Below are 19922 nucleotides of genomic sequence, written 5' to 3' on the forward strand. Positions count from 1 at the left end.
TTCTAGCTGTATCCCGCCTGCTGATTGTTTAAGAGTGAATTCTCTGAGAGAGTAACTGTTCTTCTAAAGCAGCAATGCGATTATAGGCAGCGGTGAGCTGTGCCGTTAGCCGTTGGATTTGAATGGTCGGTGACAAATCTTTCTCGCTGCTATGAGAGTTACTATCTACAGAGTTTGTATCAACTAAGACATCTTTGTGCTCCATTACTGGAGACTGATTGCTGTAGCTTTTATAGGCATAGCGGCTATTACTGACTCCTAAAGGTGCGGGTGTACCTCCTTGGATAGCCGCTGCTTTGCTTTTAGACAAAGCTTCAGAGACTTTTTCGCTCAACTGGTCAATCATTTCGTAAAGGACATCAACTTTATGATTTAAAGTGATGACTTGCTTTTGAAGTGAATCCATGCAATTCCCACTAGGCGTTAACTTGATTTCTTTCATGTTATAAAAAAATAGTTAAAAAACTGTTTTACTTACAAATTATTTAACTATTGAGCAAGATGAATTTATGAAGCTGGAGTTGGGATCGATTGAGCCTTTTTAGGTCAAGGCTGAATAAACATGAAAAGCGGTTTTTATAGCAGGATTTATGATGTAGAAATATTAAATTCTCAATTCTGAAGATTTATTGGAAATTTTCGCGATTCTAGCCCTATATTCCGTTTATTTTGATTTTCAGCCCTAAGAAGTTCCTCTATCAAAAGGAGGAACAGAAAATATACTTATCCAATATACTTATCGAATAGATAAAGAAGATGGCAAGGGCGATCGCAGTGCAAAAAACTGTAGCAACGGCTAGAACCTTTATCAGCACCGAAGAACACGGACGTATGTTAAGTTAATCAAGCAAGCTAATCACCTTTTACTTGCGTTAAATATTGCTTTTTTGGAAAAAATGCTCAGCATCAGAGAGTTTTTTACCGCTTGCACCGGGGTATGGACAACAGAAAGAATGTATCATTCTGTCCTTAGTGGTCAGATTGAACGCTCTCATACGGAATATTCGGTAAAAGCCCTGACATGGGAACAAAAGCAGCAAATTTTGTCCTTTTCTTCGTCAAATGGCATAAAGGTAAATCTTGCCCAAGCAACCGAAGAAGAAAATGCCTGTCCTGGGTTTGCGATCGCCTTTGATACCGTCTCGGAAACGGGCGAACGAGTATCCATGAGTTTGAAGGCTTTATTTGTGCCGGATGCCTACGTGGTGCCTGGGGAATCGCCCGCCGAAATCCCCGCTCCACCGATCGTGGCGGAAGTTGTAGATGGGGAAGCGATTAAAGGTTTTTATCTGCGGGATGAGGGATACTCAGAAGCGGGAGCGATCGCGGGGCGCTTTACCTATCAGCCCACTCGCCAAACGCTGGAAATGATCACCTATTATCGACGTTCTGTTGCGGTCGATCAAATGCGGATTGTAGCGCCGGATACGCGGATCAGAACAATTATTACTTACCAACGACCCGAACCCGGAGAACAACCAACGGTAATCGATTTGGTCGGCTTTGGTGTCGAGCGCCGACAAGCGCTATAAACAGCGAATAGCGAATTGCTAATCAGAAGGATTGCTAGTTGCTACAACTATGAAGAGACGGTCTTTTCTGCTGGGTGCTGGAACGCTGACCTTGAGTCAGATGCTTGCAGGGTGTGGAAATTCCCAAAACCCCACACTAAGAGTTAGACTTCTGAAAAATTCCATTCCCGCTCAGCTGTTAACTAAATTTCGCCAGAGCCTCAAGCAATCGGCAACTCTAGATTTTACGCCAGCCACACAGTTAAAAGATTTATTTGCGAGTCTAGAAACTTGGCAGAATCCCGGTAAAGCGAACCAGGGCTGGGGTCGGAACTTACCGCTGATTACCCCGAAAAAACCCGTCATTGCCGATCTAGTGACTTTGGGAGATTTCTGGTTAGCACAGGCAATTGAGCAGAAACTCATTCAACCCCTCGAACTCACACAGGCGGGAGGGTGGAATCAATTGCCAATCCGATGGCAAGAACTTGTGAAACGCAATAGTCAAGGTCAATCTGACCCCGCTGGAAAAATTTGGGGTGCGCCCTATCGCTGGGGAAGCACAGTAATTATCTATCGCCGCGACAAATTCAAATCTTTGGGATGGACACCGACGGATTGGCAAGATTTGTGGCGAGAAGAACTGCGCGATCGCATTTCACTTTTAGATCAACCGCGAGAAGTGATTGGTCTAACCTTAAAACGGTTGGGTCATTCTTACAACACGGAACGGATAGACAGAATTCCTGAGTTGAAAAATACCCTGCAAAAGTTGCACCAGCAGGTGAAATTTTACAGTTCCGATACCTATCTGCAACCGTTATTGCTAGGAGACACCTGGCTGGCGGTGGGTTGGTCAACAGATGTATTGTCGGTGATGAAGCGCGATCGCAACATTGCTGCGGTGGTTCCTATGTCTGGAACCGCCTTGTGGTCAGACTTATGGGTGCAACCTGCTGGTGCTGCGGCGAATCCTCTGTTGCAAGATTGGATTAATTTTTGTTGGGAATCCAAACCTGCTACGGAAATTTCTCTGTTCAGCCGCGCCGCCTCACCAATTGTTGCTGGCATGAACCCAGCAGAGTTACCTGAATTTTTAAAAACGAACTCGATCTTGCTGCCAGATACTCAGATACTGGACAAGAGTGAATTTCTGTTTCCGCTTCCCCAGTCTACGGCGCTTGCGTATCGTTCCCTGTGGCAGGAAATCCGCCCAACGGTTTAGAACGAACTCGCAGACTATCTTGACCAGAGGAGACAATATCCAGATCGCAGACGACTGGAGTGGTACTGAAATTACAAGTGTAGGTTGCTAGCGGTTCTTGTGGTTGATTGGCAATAAACACCCTGGTGTTATAGCCATAATCTCTGGCAACCGTCCCAAAGCTGTTGACAAAGCTATAGCGTCCTATATAGTTCAGAAGGCTCCAGAGTTGTCGGTTTACAACCAAATCCACCCGCTGGCGATCCGGGTACGCTAGCCAGTTCTCTAGTAATTTGCCACCAAACTGTTCCTCCGCCCACCAAAGGCTGGGAACCGTTGGTTTAGCTTGGGACATACTATCGGCTCTAATGACTTGACTTCTCGGTGGGCGAGACTCTGGATCGAGTAGTTTTAAGTCTAAAGGTTCGGGAGAAGGCAGCAGTGTGGGTGGTGTTTGTGCCTGCGTTAACAAAGGGACAAGACACGAAGTAAGAATTGCTAAAGCTGATAACAGCAAGGAAGAAGCAATCTTTTTCCCTGTTTGGTGGATCTGGCTTCTGGCAGCATTGTCATCTGCCGTGTACGCCTGCCTAAATTGTTTAAGTTTCGCTCCAGATTTGGTTGGTTCCTGTAGAGGTTCCATGTTTACTCGCGCTAATTCATGCAGTTATTGTCTGGTAAGAATTGCTAATGGTTCCAGCGATTGATTCAGCGAACGGTTTGTAAATAAACGTAGATTAATTCATACAACTTGCATCGGCAACCGTTTACCGGCACTTAACAAGGTTTCAAATTCTGCTGCGGGTACGGGACGACTAAATAGATAGCCTTGCATGGCATCGCAATGCTGCTGGCTTAAGAAAGCTAGTTCAGCGCGAGTTTCTACCCCCTCAGCCGTAACTTTCAAATTCAGATTGTGAGCGAGTTGAATCACGGCGGTCATAATCGCTCGGTTTTGGGTATCGCTAGTAACATCCTGAACAAAGCATCGGTCAATTTTCAAAGTGTCAAAGGGAAATTGTTTGAGATAGCTCAAGGAAGCATAGCCAGTACCGAAATCATCAATTGCGATGTGAATCCCCAACTGTTTCAGTTCATTTAAAGTAGCGATCGCCATCGAAGCATTTTGCACGAGGATACTTTCAGTCAGCTCTAATTCCAATGCATCTGGGTTCAAACCTGTAGTTTCCAATACTCGGACAATTCGCTGGCTTAAATCAGCTTGGCTAAATTGACGCCCCGACAAGTTCACTGACACGCGGAACGATATAAATCCAGCGTCTCGCCATTTTTGCGTTTGGGCACTGGCAGTTTGCAATACCCACTCGCCAAGCGGGACAATTAAACCCGTTTCTTCTGCCATAGGAATAAATTCAGCCGGTGAAACCAGCCCCCGCGTCGGGTGCTGCCAACGCACTAAGGCTTCTGCACCGCTAATTTCTCCGGTTTGGAGATTTACTTGGGGCTGATAGTACACTTGAAATTCACTTTGTTCTAAGGCACGGCGCAGACTCGCTTCTAGCACCAGCGCTTCGCCATAATCAGCCTTGATGTCCGTCGCATAAAACTGATAGTGATTTCCTCCCAGCTTTTGGGTGTAGGACATCGCCGCTGCTGTCATCTTCATCAGGGTGTCTAAATCTTGCCCGTCGTTGGGATAGAAGGTAATGCCAATGCTGGCAGTGAGGAAGATTTGACCGTCTTCTAAGGAGAAGGGTTCATTCAGCGATGACAAAATCGCTTGGGCGACACTGGCAACCGTTTGTCTTTGACTTAAGGTTGCCAGAATAATTGCAAATTGATCTAAATTCAATCGCGCAATCGTGTCCTGTCGGCTGAGACAGGTGGTGATTCGTTCGACAATTAGTTTAATTAATCGGTCACTCCCTTGATTTCCCAAGATGTCACTAATCCGTTGAAACCGATCTAATCCTAGAAACAGCAGCGGGACAGGTTGAACGTTGAGTGGCTGCTGGGCAGAGGCAAGAGGCGATTCGTTCTCCTGGGTTTTGGAATCGCTTTTGTGTTCATCTTGTCGCTTACTGATAACTTGATTAAACCGCTCTCGCAATAGCAAGCGATTGGGAAGGTTTGTCACGCTATCGTAATGAACTAAGTGATTGAGTCTTTCTGCTGCTTGCCTGAGCGCTAAGGTATAGGGTAGAGTAATGGCTCTTTGTCTTTCGAGGCGGGCAGCGATCGCTTTGAGTATTTCCTCAGGCGTACAAGGCTTGGTTAAATAGTCGTCTGCCCCTAATTCCATCGCTTGACGCAAATCGGCTTTTTCAGCTTTGGCAGTCAGAAAAATGAAGGGAATTGTTGCGGTGACAGGATCTTGACGCAGCGCCATCAAAACACCAAAACCATCTAAATCGGGCATCATGACATCGCAAATAATTAAATCTGGGCGAATCGTTCTTGCTATCTGTACGCCAGCAAGACCATTTTCTGCACCTGTCGCCTCGAACTCTTCTGCCTCCAATAGTTCTAATATGTTTTCGCGGATTGCTTCTTCATCTTCAATAACTAGAATTTTTGCCATTTCTCTAAATTTCCTTTAATTTATGGTTTTTCTTACAAAATCAAACTTTTTATTTCCCCGATGTTTTGCAAACTATTTAATTTATAAAGGTTGTCCTGCTTCCTGAATTTAGATTTTATCAATCTGTAATAACATTTATTTAAGTGAAATTATGCACCCTCTCACTGGATAAAAGTCTATTTTTATACTTTTTCAAAGCCAAATATACCAGCAATATTTATGGGGTTATCCATAAATATTAGACAATTAATTCATTATAATTTCACTCGCAAGGGAAAATAAAATAATTGAATTCAAAATTTTATATTTAATGCTTATCAAAAATAAATATAAGAAGTTCTTACCTTCCTATAGTAACTAACCTTATTAATCGAACCTAGGTAACGGTCAAGCCGCCTAGAATGAAAAAATCAGCGAAGACAGGAAAAGAATGTATAGGAAGATTTTTTCTAAGTTTAGTATATAAAGATACCGTTATTAAAATCCTTGCTATAACGGGTTAAAACTAGCCCCTGAAGCTTAACAATCCCCGCTCAACGGTAACTTAATCGTAAAGGTTGTACCCACTCCGACTTCACTTTCTACGGTGATTTTGCCTTTGTGTAAGTCTACAAAGTTTTTAATAATCGCTAATCCTAAGCCAGTTCCAGGAATATTGCCAACATTAGAAGCTCTATGGAAGGTTTCAAACAATCGTTGCCGATCTTGTGGAGGAATGCCAATTCCTCGATCTTTAATTTGGAAGATGGCTTCCCCATTGTGGCAGCTAAGTTCGCATTTTATAATACCCCCCCCTGGGGTATATTTGATAGCATTTGAGAGTAAATTGCTGAGGATGTGGCGCAGCAGTTTTTCATCAATGCAAGCTGCGAGACATTCTCCCTGACTTGAGAAAATTAGGGAATGGCGATCGCCTGCTGTTAGTTGCATTTCTGCTACAAGGTCTTGGCAGAATGTTTCTAGCTCTATCGCGGCAGGGTTAAACTCTGTCTTGCCAGCTTCATTTTTGCCAATAAGCAACACTTCATCTAACATCCCGTCCATCCGTTGAACAGCAGTTTTAATTCGATGCAGATGAATCCTTTTCTTCTCTTCTGTCCATTTAAAGCCGTAATTTTCAAGCAATCCAGCCGAAAACAAAATAGTCGATAACGGGGTACGAAATTCGTGAGAAGTCATAGAAACAAAACGGGATTTTAGTTCGTGCAGTTCCTTTTCTTTTTCCAAAGCATTGCGAATTTCTTCTTCTGCTCGCTTGCGCTGCATGAATAATCCCAATTCAGTTGAAGCGGAAATCAGTTCGATGAGTCGTTCGTCTTGTTCGCAAGATTCAAACATATAAAACACAAGGACAGCCAAAACAGTATCATCAGCAATAATTGGAATTCCTAAAGCGGCTTTTAATCCAATGTTCATTGCCAAATTTACCCTGAAATAAACTTGATGCGACTCACCGGAAACATCTCGTTGCCACTCTGGTTGTTTTGAGACCCAGACACGACCGGGTAACCCAATCCCTGGTGCAAAGGTCAAGTTCTCGCCTCCTTGCCGGAATTCCTCTAGACAAGTGGCACGGCTATACCAACCTCGACTGCATTCGAGAACGCTGTTGTCGGATTGTGGAATCCAGGCTTCCCCAAAATCCCAGCCAGTGGCTTCACACACTTTTTGGAGTGCTACGAATAGCGCTGAGTGAAAGTCTGGAGACTCAAAAATAGCTTGGGTCATGGTTTGCAGAAAATAAACCTCCTCCTCCGTTCGCTTGCGATCGCTAATATCCTCTGCAATTCCGGCAATTCGATAGACTTGCCCTGTCTCGTCCCGAACTGGAAAGGAGCGATCGCGTATCCAGCGAATCGTCCCATCCGGGCGGATAATCCGATATTCGTAGTCGTCCACTTCTTGCTGGCGTTTTTCAAGCCCATCTATCACCGACTGCCGATCTTCTGGATAAATAGAATCCAGCCAAGATTCAGGCTGCTGATAAAGGCTTTCGCAAGTTTGCCCCCATACCTGCTCATAAGGGGGACTGATATAGAGCATTTGTTTCTCATCGGGAGTCGTCATCCAGAAAACTTGCGGAATATTTTTCGCTAATTGGCGGAAACGCTCTTCCGATTCCCGCAGCGCTGCTTCTATCTGCTTGCGTTCGGTAATGTCTTGAATGGTGGCAGTGCTAAATTGAGGGGCACCGCTGGGACTGCGAATCAAAGAAACGGTCAAGTAGCCCCAAGCCACATGACCATCCTTGCAGATATAGCGCTTTTCCAAATGGTAAGAATCCTGCTTTCCAGCCATTAACTCTTGGTAAAGTTCCCGGTCTTGCATGGCGTCATCTGGATGCGCCAACTCAGTGAAAAGCATCCCTTGTAGTTCTTGTTCGCTATAACCTAAAATTTCCCGAAACTTGGGATTACTTGCCAAAAGCCGCCCCTCTAAAGTGGTCAGGACGACACCCATCGCTTCTCTTTCAAAAATTGTTCGGAATCGCTCTTCACTTTCCCTCAGAGCTTCTTCAGATTGTTTGCGTTCGGTAATGTCCCGATCTATACCGCGATAGCCACAAAATTTCCCAGAGCTATCAAAAACTGGGACGCCACTGGTTTCTAGAACAACTCGATGACCGTTTTTGTGGATGTTGATATTTTCTAGGCAAGAGAATGGTATTGCTTGGGCAGCAATTGGCCCAAAAGTGTTCGCAATCCGGAAGGCTTCTTCCGGCGGCATTAAGTCAAAGGGCGTTTTTCCCAAAACTTCTTCAGGTTCGTAACCTAAGATGTCGCGCACTTTGGGACTTGTGTAAATATAAACAGCATTCTCATCTACCTCCCATACCCAATCGCTGGTAGTTTCCAGCAAATTGCGGAACCGTTCCTCGCTTTTTTGCAATGCCTCCTCTGCCAGTTTGCGTAGCCTGACGTGCCGGAGGCTTTCGCTGATATCCCGAATAATACTTAATAAAACTCTTTGATTGTCAATTACCCAGCTTTGGGAACTGACTTCCACTGGAAAAGTGCTGCCATCTTTGCGGCGGTGAGTGGTAGTAAATAAGATGCCTCGCTGTTCTGCTTGCTCCAGTTGTTGAGCGATCGCTGTATGAGTTGGAGGATCTCGCAAGTCCTGAATGTTTAAGGCAACAATCTCTTCGCGTTCGTAACCGTATGCCTGAATTGCCGCCTGATTCGCTTCGATAATTTGCCCTTGATTCCCAATAAACAAAACAATGTCACGGGCATGTTCCGATAGCAATTGATAATGCTTTAAGGTTTCTTGAGCGAGCTTGCGTTCGGCAATCTCTGCTTGGAGTGCCTGGACAACATCTTCTAGCTCAACGGTACGCTCTTGGACTCGGATTTCTAACGCTTCATTTGCTTGCCGTAAGGCTGTTTCTGCCTGCTTGCATAACATCGTCTGCCGTTGCCTTTCGCTGATGTCTGCGGTACTACCGTAGTAATAGAGAACGCCATCCTCTATGGCAGGTCTGGCTGTAATTTCAAACCAGCGATCGCCTCTATGAAGAGTGTGAAAAAGATAAACAACCTGATAGGGTTCCCCTTTGGTAATTGCTTCCCAAGCTATCCGAATTGCTTCTTGGGATTCATGCCCTAAATCGACTCGATCGTCCCAAACTTGATAATTCTCAAAAAATGCCTGTGTAGAAATGCCGCTGAGTTCGGTTAGGATCTCGCTGGCATGGATAAACTGGGTGGTTGCAGGGCAGAACTTCCAGACAAAACTGGGCAGCATATTAAAAATTTGATTAATCTCGCCAGCACTTCGCTGAAGTAACGCTTCAGCGGCTTTGCAGTCTGTGATATCTTGCAATTCCCCCAAAATCCGAATAACTCTTTGTTTTTGCTCATCCCATTGCGATCGCGCATAATTTCGTAACCATCGAACTTCACCGCTACGGGTCACGATCCGGTGTTCGCTAATCTCAGAGGAACCAGAAACCAAGTTGAGAAAATTTTGCTGAACTTTTAACCAGTCGTCGGGATGAATAAGCCGCCGCCAGCCATCAAGAGTGATAATTTCCGCGAACGTGTAACCGCTCACTCGCAAAAAGGTCTCTGACACCCATTCGGTTGTCATTTGACCGTCAGGGGCAACTGTTACGCAATAGGTATCAGAGGTCAGTTCTGAGATAACGCGATATTGTTCCTTACTGTCGAACAGTGCTTGCTCTGTTTGCCTACGGCTGGTAATGTCTTCAACGGTGCCTTCGTAGTAAAGTAGCTTGCCACTGCGATCGCGCACAGCACGGGCATTAGAAGAAATCCAAAGGCAACTGCCGTCGGGGCGATTAACCTGAGATTCAAATCCCGTTACGGCATCAGTTTTTTGGAGTAATTGGTACAACTCCAAATTGCTTGCGTGCCAATGAAGATTGCCAATAAGTTCATTTGGTGAGTTGTAGCCATAAATGCGTGCTAGTGCTGGATTTGCATTCATATAGCGTCCATCATCCGTAACTTGATAAATTCCCTCAACGGTGTTCTCAAAGATACGGCGATAATTATGCTCGGATTGTTGCAATTGTAAGCCAGCGCGAATTAGAACATACAACAACCCGCTAATAGATAGAATAGATCCCCACTCTTTCAGCATCTCTAACTGGATTAAAAACGCTAAATTCTTGCTCAGTAAATTAAGTATTTCATTCCCAGAAACAATATAAATAATGCTAATTAATATATAAATAGATACAATTCTGCGAACTAGATTTTCTGTAGAGGTAAGCTGATTTTTCATGACTACCAAATATAGTTATGGAATATTCAAAGCCCACCTTCTCAAAGTCAAACTTTAAACCAACCTTAACCAATGGATTAGCAAAATTCTTTTTTAAGCTATTTTACATAAATCAATGTGTCGGTAATCCAGATCACTAAACATCTTAACAAGAATATATCTTTAGATAGGTGTAAAACTTAAACCAATAAGCTAAAGATACTGTTCATCGTCGGAGTGATAACAGCATCAGGCAAGGGCACAAATACCCTGTCCATACATCCTGGTTGCCTTAAAATCTGTTCACGCAACTATACTTTACGCAACTACCGTTACGATTATTCCCAAAGCCGACGCCTAGGTTGTCCATTCAGACGCTGGTGAGAATCTCGCAAAAGGGCTGGAATGTCTAAATGTTGAGGGCATCGGGGCAGACAGTCACCACAGTCAGTGCAGCGATCGCCTTTCATCCCCGGAAACCAGTGACCGGCATTTTCAAACATTCGGTAGCGGTATTGACCATACGCTGTCATGTCATAAGCAACCGCTAAATTACGCAGGCGCAATATTTCTGGAATATTGATGTTTTCTGGGCAGGGCAAACAAGCGTAGCATTGACTACATAAATCTGGAGAAATTACTCCTAAATGAGCTTGTAAGCGGTCGAAAACTTCAATTTCCTCCGGTTTTAGCGGTTCATCGCGCTCAGCAACCGCCAAACATTCCGTCAATTCGCTGGGGTTCGCTGGGCCAACACTGAGCGTGGTAATGCGGCGATCGCTCAACAGAAACCGATAATTTAGTTCTAGGGGTGAAAATGGATAGCACAGATGTTGAAGCGTTTCCGGTGGCGTGTAGAGTAGTCCCCCCTTATCCGCAGGCGAAATAATAAAAATGCCCATATCCTTTTGGTTGGCTAACTCAACCGCCGGGGCATGGCGCTGGAAAAAGTAATAATAATGCAGGTTGATGAATTCAAATAAATTAGTGTTAATCGCCGCCAGAATCACATCCAGCGGCCCGTGGGTAGAGAAGCCAACGTGTCGAACTCTGCCATCTGCCACGGCTTCCTGCACCGCCTGCATACAACCTCCATCCGCTTGCACCCAGTTTAAATGTTCCCAGGTGTTAAGGCCATGAATCGCCAGACAATCTACGAAATCAGTCTGGAGGTTCAATAGCGACTCATCAATCCACCGACGCATTGTATCGGCGTCATTACTTGGGGGAAGTTTGGTAGTGATGTAAAGCTGTTCTCGCGACTGGGGCAATCCCGCAGCTAAAGCGGCACCGAGATATTCTTCGCTTTTGCCGTAACCCCTCGCGGTTTCTAAGTGATTAATTCCACAAGCAACGGCTTGATGCACCGTCTGGTAGGCATCTTCAAAGGAAGCCAGACAGCGCATCGTCCCGCAAGAAAACACTGAAAGCGGTAAATTTGTTTTTCCAAACCGCCGATAACGCATAAAAAGTAAAAAGAAAGAGCAAGAGAAAGCCGCGATCGCTAAGTAAAAAGTTCATTTTCTGGCTTTTGGCTTTTGCCTTTTTACTTTTATCTTTGGTGTGCTATGATTCCGTGCTGGAGCCTCCTCGCTGGATCAAATCTTCCGGTCGAAGCTTCGATACAAAATCACGGAAGGCTCGGCGTTCTGCCTCATCGGCATCGCGATCGACAGGGATAGAAGCATCAGCAATGACTTCTTCCATCACCCAAATCGGACTGCCAGTGCGGATGGCGATCGCGATCGCATCACTAGGCCGAGCATCAATCTCCTTTTTTACCTCACCCTGGCGGACACTCAAGATCGCATAAAAGGTATTGTCCTGAAGGGAGTGAATGATGATCCGCTCTAAGGTCATATTCCAAACGTCCAGGATATTCACCAGGAGGTCATGAGTCAGGGGACGGGGAGGGGTTTGTTTTTCCAAAGCGCTGATAATTGCCTTTGCCTGATCTTGTCCAATATAAATTGGCAAGGCTCGTCGCTCCGAGGCATCTTTGAGCAACACAATCGGGCTGCGCGTCACGGCATCTAATGCAATTCCAGCGACTTTCATTTCAATCATCAGCTTGGCCTCTAGAACACGGTAGGCGTCGGGGGGGATAAAGCAAAGCTATAAACTGGTACTGGAGGTAGTGGGGTTTAACAAACACGCTTGCGGTTCTAATCACCTTACCAAGCGAAGGTTCAACCAGCTATGAAGACTTGGTTAAGTTGGGATCAACAAAGCTGTATCTCCCAGTATGCCTCAGTCTTAGAACGATTCGCTGGAGATTTTACTAAAAAATATAGACCGATTGCCTTCATCCCTTCGCTGGTTGTTCGCTATCAGTTATCAGTAGGTCGAAATCCGATTAATTACATCTAATAGCAAGTTGTTTTTCGGTTTTTTCACTGAATCATGAGCGACGACCGTTTGCCAATGACCGTTATTTACCTAATTTCACTTAAAAACAGTGTTTACCGGATTAATTCAAGCTCTAGGAACTATTAATTCTCTGGGAGAAGACCGTTTTGGGCTTTCCTGCGTGGGAGATACTTGTCAGCTGATACTGTCAGATTTAGCGATTGGCGATAGTGTGGCGGTGGATGGCGTTTGTCTGACGGTAGAGGAAATTTCGCCTCAAGGCTTTGTGGCAACCGCTTCTCCGGAAACTCTTAGTCGCACCACCTTAGGACAGCGAGAACAAGCCGCCGCCTACGTGAATTTAGAAACCTCTCTCCGGGTTGGCAGCAAGCTAGGAGGACATTTTGTGACAGGGCACATAGACGGAATAGGCTGTCTGCAAGAGTCGGTACAAACTGCTACTTCCTGGGAAATGCGCTTTGAGATACCGGCAGCAGAGGATGGGGAGCAGCGCCAGATTGCTCGGTACATTATCCCCAAAGGCAGTATTGCCGTTAATGGGGTGAGTCTGACGGTGGCAGATTGCGACCCTGATGGAAGTTGGTTTACGGTAGCGGTGATTCCTCATACTTATGCCGAGACAAACCTACCTTATTTACAGACTGGCAGTTTGGTGAATTTGGAAGGAGATATTCTGGGCAAGTACGTGGAAAAATTTCTGCGTTATCCAGCACGAACATCTGAGCAGAATGCACCCGCTACGATCGGGATGGATGGAATTACACCCGCTTTCTTGGTAGAACACGGGTATTCTTAGAAATCAAAATTCAAAAAGATGAATTTTTAATTCTTAGCTACCTGGTTGCGGGGTTAACGCAGCTGATGACGCTGATGGAGCGGAAGGAGCGGAATGGGCGGTTTGCAAAGCTTTGATCATTTGCGCCAGACCATATTCCAAGTAGGCATCTGAGTCCACCGCCATCCAGCCTTCTTGCGTTAGCTGGCGGATTTCAAAGTGAAGGTGGGGACCTGTAGAATTGCCGGTACTACCAACCCGCCCAATCACGGTTCCTTGTTCGATCTGTTGACCGGGTTGAACCAAAATTTCCGACAGGTGAGCATAGAGAGTTTCTTGGGTTTCGTTGTGTTTGAGGACAACAGCTTGACCATAGCCGCCCATCCAGTCAGCGATCGCAACCTTCCCCGCAAAAGCTGCCAGAACGGGTGTACCCAGAGGTGCCCCTAAGTCAGTACCTGCATGGAACCGGCGAGTGCCGGAAATCGGATGCGTCCGCCACCCGAAAAGCGAGGTAATTGGCGCAGGAATCGCCAGTGGGAATATTAAGCTGGTATTGCCGTTAGCCAAGCCCCGGAAAATGGTCGGAATCGGGGCTTTGTATTCGGGCACATTGAATGGAATAGAGCTTTGGCTGCTGCCAACGTTATTAGCAGCGATCGCCGTCGCTCGAGTAACGGCAGAGGAACCCAAAGACCTGGAGCGACGACGGTTAATTGAGCGAATGCCTTGAGGGCGATCGCTTCTTGGGCCAATTGCGACAGGACTTGCAGAGGCAACCAAGATTTGCTGACGGATCTCCCGTTCTGGCTGGTTTACCGCCAAACGGGCGCGGCTGACTCTACGATTCGCCAACCCAGAGGTCCGTAATGCTTCCGGTACGTCTGTGTCACTTGCGTACTCCCTACGGCTTCTGGTCGGGTAGGTTAATCTAGCAGTTTCCCTTAGACGGTTGGTGTTCCTAGAAGGGATCCGTGCAACACCACAGCTTCCACCAGATAAACCTTGCCCGCTCTGCAAGACTCTTTGACATCCTGTTGACCGTTCCGACAGCACAACGGCAGGTGGTTCATCGTAAGAACGAATCGGCTCCTTGCCTCGACTCGTTGCACCAAGACTATAGTCAGTCGGATCGATATAACTATTGTTGTAATCGCTGGAACTTATCCCGCTCTTTTCAGCTTTGCTCGGTCTAAGCTTGGGAGGCTTTACATAAGAAATCGTGTTTGGCTCCACCAACCTGGGAGGAGAAAGCTTTGCTTTTCTTGGAACAGCGACCGAAGTCTCTGGTGCTGATACTGGAAGCGAGCGACGACGGACAACTGCGGTTTCTGGCGCAGAACGGCGACGGCGACGGACAGATGTTGTCTCTAACGCACGCTGACGAGCCAATTGGCGACGACGGACACCCGATGAAGCGTTCTCTGCTGCTGGAGCCGAGCGACGGCGTACAACATTTGACTCTGGTTCTGGTGCTGAAACTGCACGGCGACGAACAACCGTCGGCTCAGTTCGTCGCGGGGAGTTCGTCTCCATTTTTACAGTAGGCGGTGCCTCTTGAGTAGTAGGCGTGCCTATTGTATCTATGCTTGGATCGCTTTGTGCCCAAACTAAGCCGCTGCTGAGGACACCGATACCTCCAATCCAACTGAGTCCCTGCACCAGGGGACGGCGGCAAAACAGACCAAACGGAGTACAACTAGGGTGGTTTCGCTGGCTCATTTCCGAATCACTCCTCATCTCACTCACTCTATAGGGTCATACTGGTTAGTGTTTTTGGTATAAAGACATGGCTATCGTCTCTACCCCATCCATTTTCACTTCCAGAGCTTGTGTAAAATTACTGATCGTAGCCAAGACTGATTGTACCGGGCTTGAGGCAGATTTCCTCGGCATCTGCTAAAGAGTTCAAGCGGACTTGAAGTTCGCCGGTGGATGCGACACCCACAATGACTCCAGAGCGTCCGTCTACGATGACAGAACGCCCCCTGCAACTGAGAAGCTCTACGTAAGCGGGAAGTAGGGCGTCTATTCCTTCTAGGGAAACGTGTCGATATCCGGATAAAATACCCTGCAAAGTTATTGCCGCTAATCTTTCCAAGGCGTTAGCGAACCGTGCGTGTAAGGCATTCGCTTCGATTGGCTGCTGCTCCAAAAACGATTCCAGATTGATGCCAGTTTCCGGGACTGGATTCGCCCAGTTAATTCCCACACCCACAACGGCTTTGGTAATCCGTCCTTGTTGCACTCTAGTTTCGGTGAGAATGCCTCCTAATTTGCGTTTGCACAAGATTAGGTCATTTGGCCATTTAATCAACGCTGGGATGCCGTAACTCCGCAATGTGGTAGCAATTCCCCAAGCGCTGCATAGGGTCAAATGAGCGCTATTGGTTGCAACTAAATCGGGAGCTAGCGCGATAGATAGGTAAAGTCCGCCTGTACTGGATTGCCACTGGCGTCCCCACTGACCCCGCCCAGCGGTTTGCTGAAGGGCAATGACAACGGTTCCCGGTGTTGCTCCTCGATCGAGCAGTTCCCAAAGGGTTTGATTTGTGGAAGGTAAAGTCTCAAAGATATGGAAAGAAAGCGGTAGAGAAACATCCCCTAAAAAGGCTTCCAGACAATGCCGATCGAATGCCACGGTTGCTAACAAATTGATTCGTAGCATAAGTTAGCATAATGTCACCGATATTTCAGGAGTTCCGAATGGCGATGCTTTCCCGCACCAATTTGAACCTGGGCGCAGGAGAATCACAAACTTCTATAAATACCTGGCACTGGCGGACTTGGGAAGGATTGCCCTATCTAACTTGTAGCTTGCTAGAACGCTGGTCTCACGGATTTTTTACTCAACAATTTTTGCCCCGTTCTCCGGCAGAATTAGTCAGCGTTTTACAGCCGGATGCTAAGGTGTATCGGGTGAAACAGGTGCATGGCAATAGGGTGATGACGCCCTCCGAAATAGAAGCGGCAACCCGTGAGGGTCAAGAGGGGGACTCCCTACCCCCCGCTGATGGGATTGTCAGCGAGCAGGTTCAGCAGGCAGCATGGGTGTGCAGTGCCGATTGCACGCCGGTTTTAATCGCCGACCCCCAGACGGGACAGGTGGCAGCGATTCATGCGGGTTGGCGCGGGACTGCTACTAGAATTGTCCCCCAAGCGATCGCCCGTTTCCTAGCTTCCGGCAGTCAACTCCAAAATCTGCTGATTGCGATGGGTCCCGCGATCGCAGGTGATGTCTATCAGGTGTCTGTGAATGTGGCATCTGAAGTAGGAGCCAGCATCTTACCAGATAAAGATCCGCAGCAAGATACAGAATCCATTCTTGATGCCTTGCAACAGTTACCACATTCACCGTTATTAGACGATTCGCAACCAGGACGGGTGCGACTGGATGTGCGGCGAGTCAATCAGCTGCAACTAGAACAACTGGGAATTTCTAGCGAACAGATCGCGATCGCGCCTCACTGCACCTACCAGGAACCAGACCGTTTCTTCTCTTACCGGCGGGACAAGCTCAAAAAAGTCCAGTGGTCGGGGATTGTGAGTAGATAAGCTGCTTTAACCCTTAGAAGGGGCGCACTTCAAGGTGCGCCCCTTTGTTGTTTATGGACATCTACAAAAAAATCGCCTCCAAGTCATGACTTGGAGGCGATCGATATACGATTTGTCTAACTCAAACTAGAACACCTTGTTGTTGGTCTATTTTCCTGCTTTCAGGAGCATGAGCTAAACCTTTGTCTTCAAACAGATAGCGATCGCCATCTGTTTGAGTTATGACTATTGTTGAGGAGCAGGGGCTGTTGTATCGCTGGCTGGGGCAGTATTTAAGCCTTCTGCACCACCTGTGGTTGGAGTAGTAGTCGAGGTGCTGGCGTCATCGTCATCGCCATCATCATCGCCATCATCATCGCCCTCGTCATCGGCTTCAGGAGTCGATGTGTTCGCATCATCGTCATCACCATCGTCATCACCATCATCATCGCCATCGTCATCACCATTGTCATTGGTGTTGGTGTTGGTGTTGTCGTTAGTGTTGGTGTTGTCGTTAGTGTTGGTGTTGTCGTTAGTGTTGGTGTTGGTGTTGGTATTGTCGTTAGTGTTGGTGTTGGTGTTGGTGTTGGTGTTGGTGTTGTCGTTAGTGTTGGTGTTGGTGTTGGTGTTGGTGTTGTCGTTGGTTTCAGCGCCAGCGTCACCTTCCACGTTAGTAACCTGCTCGGTTGAAACCTGACGCAGACCGACCAACCCAAAACCTAGACGGCTTTCTGGTCCCACTGACTGATAGGCTGCGACTGCCCGACCTTTCTTCTGTTTGTAGGTACCGAGAGCCAGACCTCGGCTATTTTGGCGCACCACCAGCAATCTTTGCTTGCCACGACCTTTCTCCACAAAGACTCCAACAGGGCCACTAGACGTGGAAGCAACGTTGTAGACCTTATTAGAACTTTGGACGAAGGAATTAGACAGAGAAATCAGATTGAAGGTTGTGCTGTTGTAAATGGTGATAAGCGATCCGCCGTTCCCCTCGGCGCTAGTGCTGGTACCGCTGCCGCCGCCGCTACCACCTGTACTACCAGTGCTGGTGCCGCCGCCTGTGCTACCACCTGTGCTGCCGCCTGTGCTGCCGCCTGTGCTGCCGCCGAAGCTACCACCGCCGCTGGTGCCGCCGCTGCTACCTGTGCCTGTGCTGCCACCACCGAAGCTGCCGCTAGAGTTGTTGATGACGGTGTTAAAGTTACCATCATTTTGGAAGATGAGGTTGTAGCTCAAGCTTGTTTTAGAACCAAAGCCTGTGTTTTGGCCTGTAGCTGCACCTGCACCTGTCGAGTAGGAGCTGCTGCTGCTCTGGTAAGAGCTATTGTTCGTAGAAACATCATATCCACTCGTTCCACCCAATTGGCTGGCAACTGCACCAACAGTGAACTGGGTACGGCCTTGACTTTCACCTTTGAGTTTGAAGGCACTCCCTCCTTCTTGCCCAAATTCAAACTGTGTTTTGCTGTTATCGCTTAGATAGCCAACCGTGCTGTTGCCATTAATTGTGGTGATGCCATTCCCTTCGCCTGTAACTTTGAACTTGATTGCAGAATTACTAAAACTGCTGGGATTTGTCAGCTCAAGCTTAGTAGTACCACCGAGTTTAATATCTGTGCCAACTCCGGTGCCCTCAATCTTGAATTTTTCGCCTTCAACTTTGAATTTGGTTTGAGCATTATTGCTGCTGAAGGCTACCTTGTTAGTGCTGCTAAAGGTTTGTGCGTCGGCAGTGCCGGTGCCACTAGCGGTTGTAATTTGACTACTTGTTTGTGAGTCGTCGCTATCGGTTGTAGTTGCGGTGTCAGTATCGCAACCGCAGGGAGTTTGAGTACCAGATTGCGTGCCGGTTGCGGTCGTAGTTCCGCTGGTTGTGCCGGTGCCGGTTGCGGTTGTGGTGCCACCTGTTGTGGTGCCGCCTGTTGTGGTGCCACCTGTTGTGGTGCCGCCTGTTGTGGTGCCGCCTGTTGTACTAGGTTGATCGGAAAAAGTGCTGCTTAAGGTGCCGAATCCTTGACCTTCTAGCTCAAATTTTGTCTTTTGCCCCAAGCTAGTAGATGGAGGAAGAGGAACAGAGCTGCCGCCATTGAACTTCAGGGATGTCGGCAAACCAATATTGCCCGCAGTGAGTTTGCCCTCAAAATTACCAACTTCTAAAACCCCAGATTTGGCAGTGTAGTTAGCCTGAGACTGAGTAGATAGTTTGACGTTTGTAACGGGCAGGAAAACCAGCGGAGCCGAACCTGTCTCCTTAGGAGCAATCAGCGAACCGCCCAAAAAGGCGCTGCTGGCAAAAGAATTCAGAGTAAAGTCTAGTTTCGTGGGGATGTTCGAGAAGGGAACAGCTGCGCCACCAGAAGTGAAGGCTAGACCGGATAGGGTACCCACTAAGCTACCTTTGTCATCTTTTCCAGGACGACCAACGTTGCCAGCACCGACGTCTTTGAAGTCTGCTGCCTGGGGTACGAAGCGAGCAGAGCTGGTGTTACCGGAAGTTGTTTGCAGTTGCAGCGTGGTGACGGCAGCGTCAAACAAAACCGGGCTACTTGTACCACCAGTAGTCCCAGTAGTAGTCTGTGACTGTAAAGGCGAAAAGAAGGCAGCTTGCCCTCCTAACAGACCGCCTGTGATTGAAATCGACTGAGATTGAGTGCTTGTAGCGGAAGTAGAAGTCGTAGTAGGAGCAGCAGTCGTAGTCGTCTGAGCGTGAGCTGTGGGAGCCAGAGCGATCGCCAAGCCTCCAGCGATACCGAAACAAACAGCATACTTAGTTGATTTCGCAATCATGTTAGGACTCCATCAGTGAGTATAAGAGGACAGGGTGAATAGCAGAATCTAGCTCAATTCGATAGTCAACAGGGGATCATAAGTTTCTTCAGCATTCATCCTGAGCAAGCTCAGAACTACAAGTATTAGAAGAGAGTAATAACAGCATCCTGATTGAATAAGCATTAGGGCAAGTGTGACTAGCATTAAGTAGAACTAGGTCATACTTGCTTGGCTTTGCTTGTGCCCGTGTTTGGATAAATGACTGTTTGGTTTCTCAACGAGTTCCCAGTTTTTTGCAAAGTTTTTGTAAAGTTATTTACCCGTTTTATATACGTAAATACACTTAAAAAATTGTTCTATTTTCGGCTGTTGCGAGGTTTGCGTTGAAATTACTTACGAAGTTATTTGTAATGTTTTTATAAAATTATCAGGGAGATCCTTGAATGAATCTCCCTGACAAAGCGATCGCTACTTTTCAGCCCACTT

Annotated in this window: 14 protein-coding genes; 5 read left to right on the top strand and 9 right to left on the bottom strand. The window is 47.1% G+C overall.

Translation table 11 applies throughout. The annotated features are described in order from the left end of the window. Positions 1–28 precede the first annotated feature (28 nt). Positions 29–406, bottom strand: coding sequence for a hypothetical protein (locus NC994_RS04915; protein WP_190412895.1), 378 nt, complete (start codon positions 404–406; stop codon positions 29–31). 490 nt (positions 407–896) lie between these two features. Here NC994_RS04915 and NC994_RS04920 point away from each other — a divergent pair, with 490 nt between their 5' ends. Together NC994_RS04920 and NC994_RS04925 are read left to right on the top strand one after the other, a co-directional pair. Further along, complete coding sequence (locus NC994_RS04920) at positions 897–1532, top strand: phycobiliprotein lyase (protein ID WP_190429678.1); 636 nt, start codon at positions 897–899, stop codon at positions 1530–1532. 49 nt (positions 1533–1581) lie between these two features. Then, positions 1582–2736: an extracellular solute-binding protein gene (locus NC994_RS04925; protein WP_190429677.1), complete on the top strand. Its 1155-nt coding sequence runs from the start codon at positions 1582–1584 to the stop codon at positions 2734–2736. Here the strand turns inward: NC994_RS04925 and NC994_RS04930 are convergent. The 5 genes from NC994_RS04930 to NC994_RS04950 form a co-directional block, all read right to left on the bottom strand. After that, entirely contained in the window at positions 2684–3358 is a 675-nt protein-coding gene (locus NC994_RS04930) for a hypothetical protein (protein ID WP_242030429.1), read from the bottom strand. The two genes, NC994_RS04925 and NC994_RS04930, sit on opposite strands and share 53 nt — an antisense overlap. Positions 3359–3457: 99 nt before the next feature. Then, on the bottom strand, positions 3458–5257 hold the full coding sequence (locus NC994_RS04935) for an EAL domain-containing protein (protein WP_190439809.1): 1800 nt from the start codon (positions 5255–5257) through the stop codon (positions 3458–3460). A gap of 519 nt (positions 5258–5776) precedes the next feature. Continuing rightward, positions 5777–10009 (bottom strand): PAS domain S-box protein, encoded by a 4233-nt coding sequence (locus NC994_RS04940; RefSeq protein WP_242030428.1) that lies wholly within the window; start codon positions 10007–10009, stop codon positions 5777–5779. Between the two features lie 317 nt (positions 10010–10326). After that, positions 10327–11454 (bottom strand): aldo/keto reductase, encoded by a 1128-nt coding sequence (locus NC994_RS04945; RefSeq protein WP_190439811.1) that lies wholly within the window; start codon positions 11452–11454, stop codon positions 10327–10329. Between the two features lie 100 nt (positions 11455–11554). Then, positions 11555–12055: a bifunctional nuclease family protein gene (locus NC994_RS04950; RefSeq protein WP_190412793.1), complete on the bottom strand. Its 501-nt coding sequence runs from the start codon at positions 12053–12055 to the stop codon at positions 11555–11557. Positions 12056–12187: 132 nt separating this feature from the next. Here NC994_RS04950 and NC994_RS04955 point away from each other — a divergent pair, with 132 nt between their 5' ends. Both NC994_RS04955 and NC994_RS04960 read left to right on the top strand, forming a co-directional pair. After that, entirely contained in the window at positions 12188–12358 is a 171-nt protein-coding gene (locus NC994_RS04955; protein WP_190439813.1) for a hypothetical protein, read from the top strand. Positions 12359–12446: 88 nt separating this feature from the next. Next, a complete protein-coding gene (locus tag NC994_RS04960; RefSeq protein ID WP_190429674.1) occupies positions 12447–13154 on the top strand; it encodes a riboflavin synthase in 708 nt (235 codons plus the stop codon). 33 nt (positions 13155–13187) lie between these two features. Here NC994_RS04960 and NC994_RS04965 read toward each other — a convergent pair whose 3' ends face one another. Both NC994_RS04965 and NC994_RS04970 read right to left on the bottom strand, forming a co-directional pair. After that, on the bottom strand, positions 13188–14855 hold the full coding sequence (locus NC994_RS04965; protein ID WP_190439816.1) for a M23 family metallopeptidase: 1668 nt from the start codon (positions 14853–14855) through the stop codon (positions 13188–13190). A 118-nt stretch (positions 14856–14973) separates the two neighbouring features. Then, positions 14974–15801 carry a biotin--[acetyl-CoA-carboxylase] ligase gene (locus NC994_RS04970; protein ID WP_190439819.1) on the bottom strand — a complete coding sequence of 276 codons (828 nt, stop codon included), beginning with the start codon at positions 15799–15801 and terminating at the stop codon, positions 14974–14976. 95 nt (positions 15802–15896) lie between these two features. Between NC994_RS04970 and pgeF the strand changes: the two genes are divergently transcribed. Further along, the gene (pgeF, locus tag NC994_RS04975) at positions 15897–16688 is read left to right on the top strand and encodes a peptidoglycan editing factor PgeF (RefSeq protein WP_190439926.1); all 792 of its coding nucleotides are present in this window, start codon (positions 15897–15899) and stop codon (positions 16686–16688) included. 225 nt (positions 16689–16913) lie between these two features. Here the strand turns inward: pgeF and NC994_RS04980 are convergent, their stop codons facing one another. Then, positions 16914–19454 carry a hypothetical protein gene (locus NC994_RS04980; protein ID WP_190439821.1) on the bottom strand — a complete coding sequence of 847 codons (2541 nt, stop codon included), beginning with the start codon at positions 19452–19454 and terminating at the stop codon, positions 16914–16916. Positions 19455–19922: the final 468 nt, after the last annotated feature.

Source organism: Trichocoleus sp. AS-A1, from assembly GCF_039962015.1.
Classification (GTDB): domain Bacteria; phylum Cyanobacteriota; class Cyanobacteriia; order Cyanobacteriales; family FACHB-T130; genus FACHB-T130.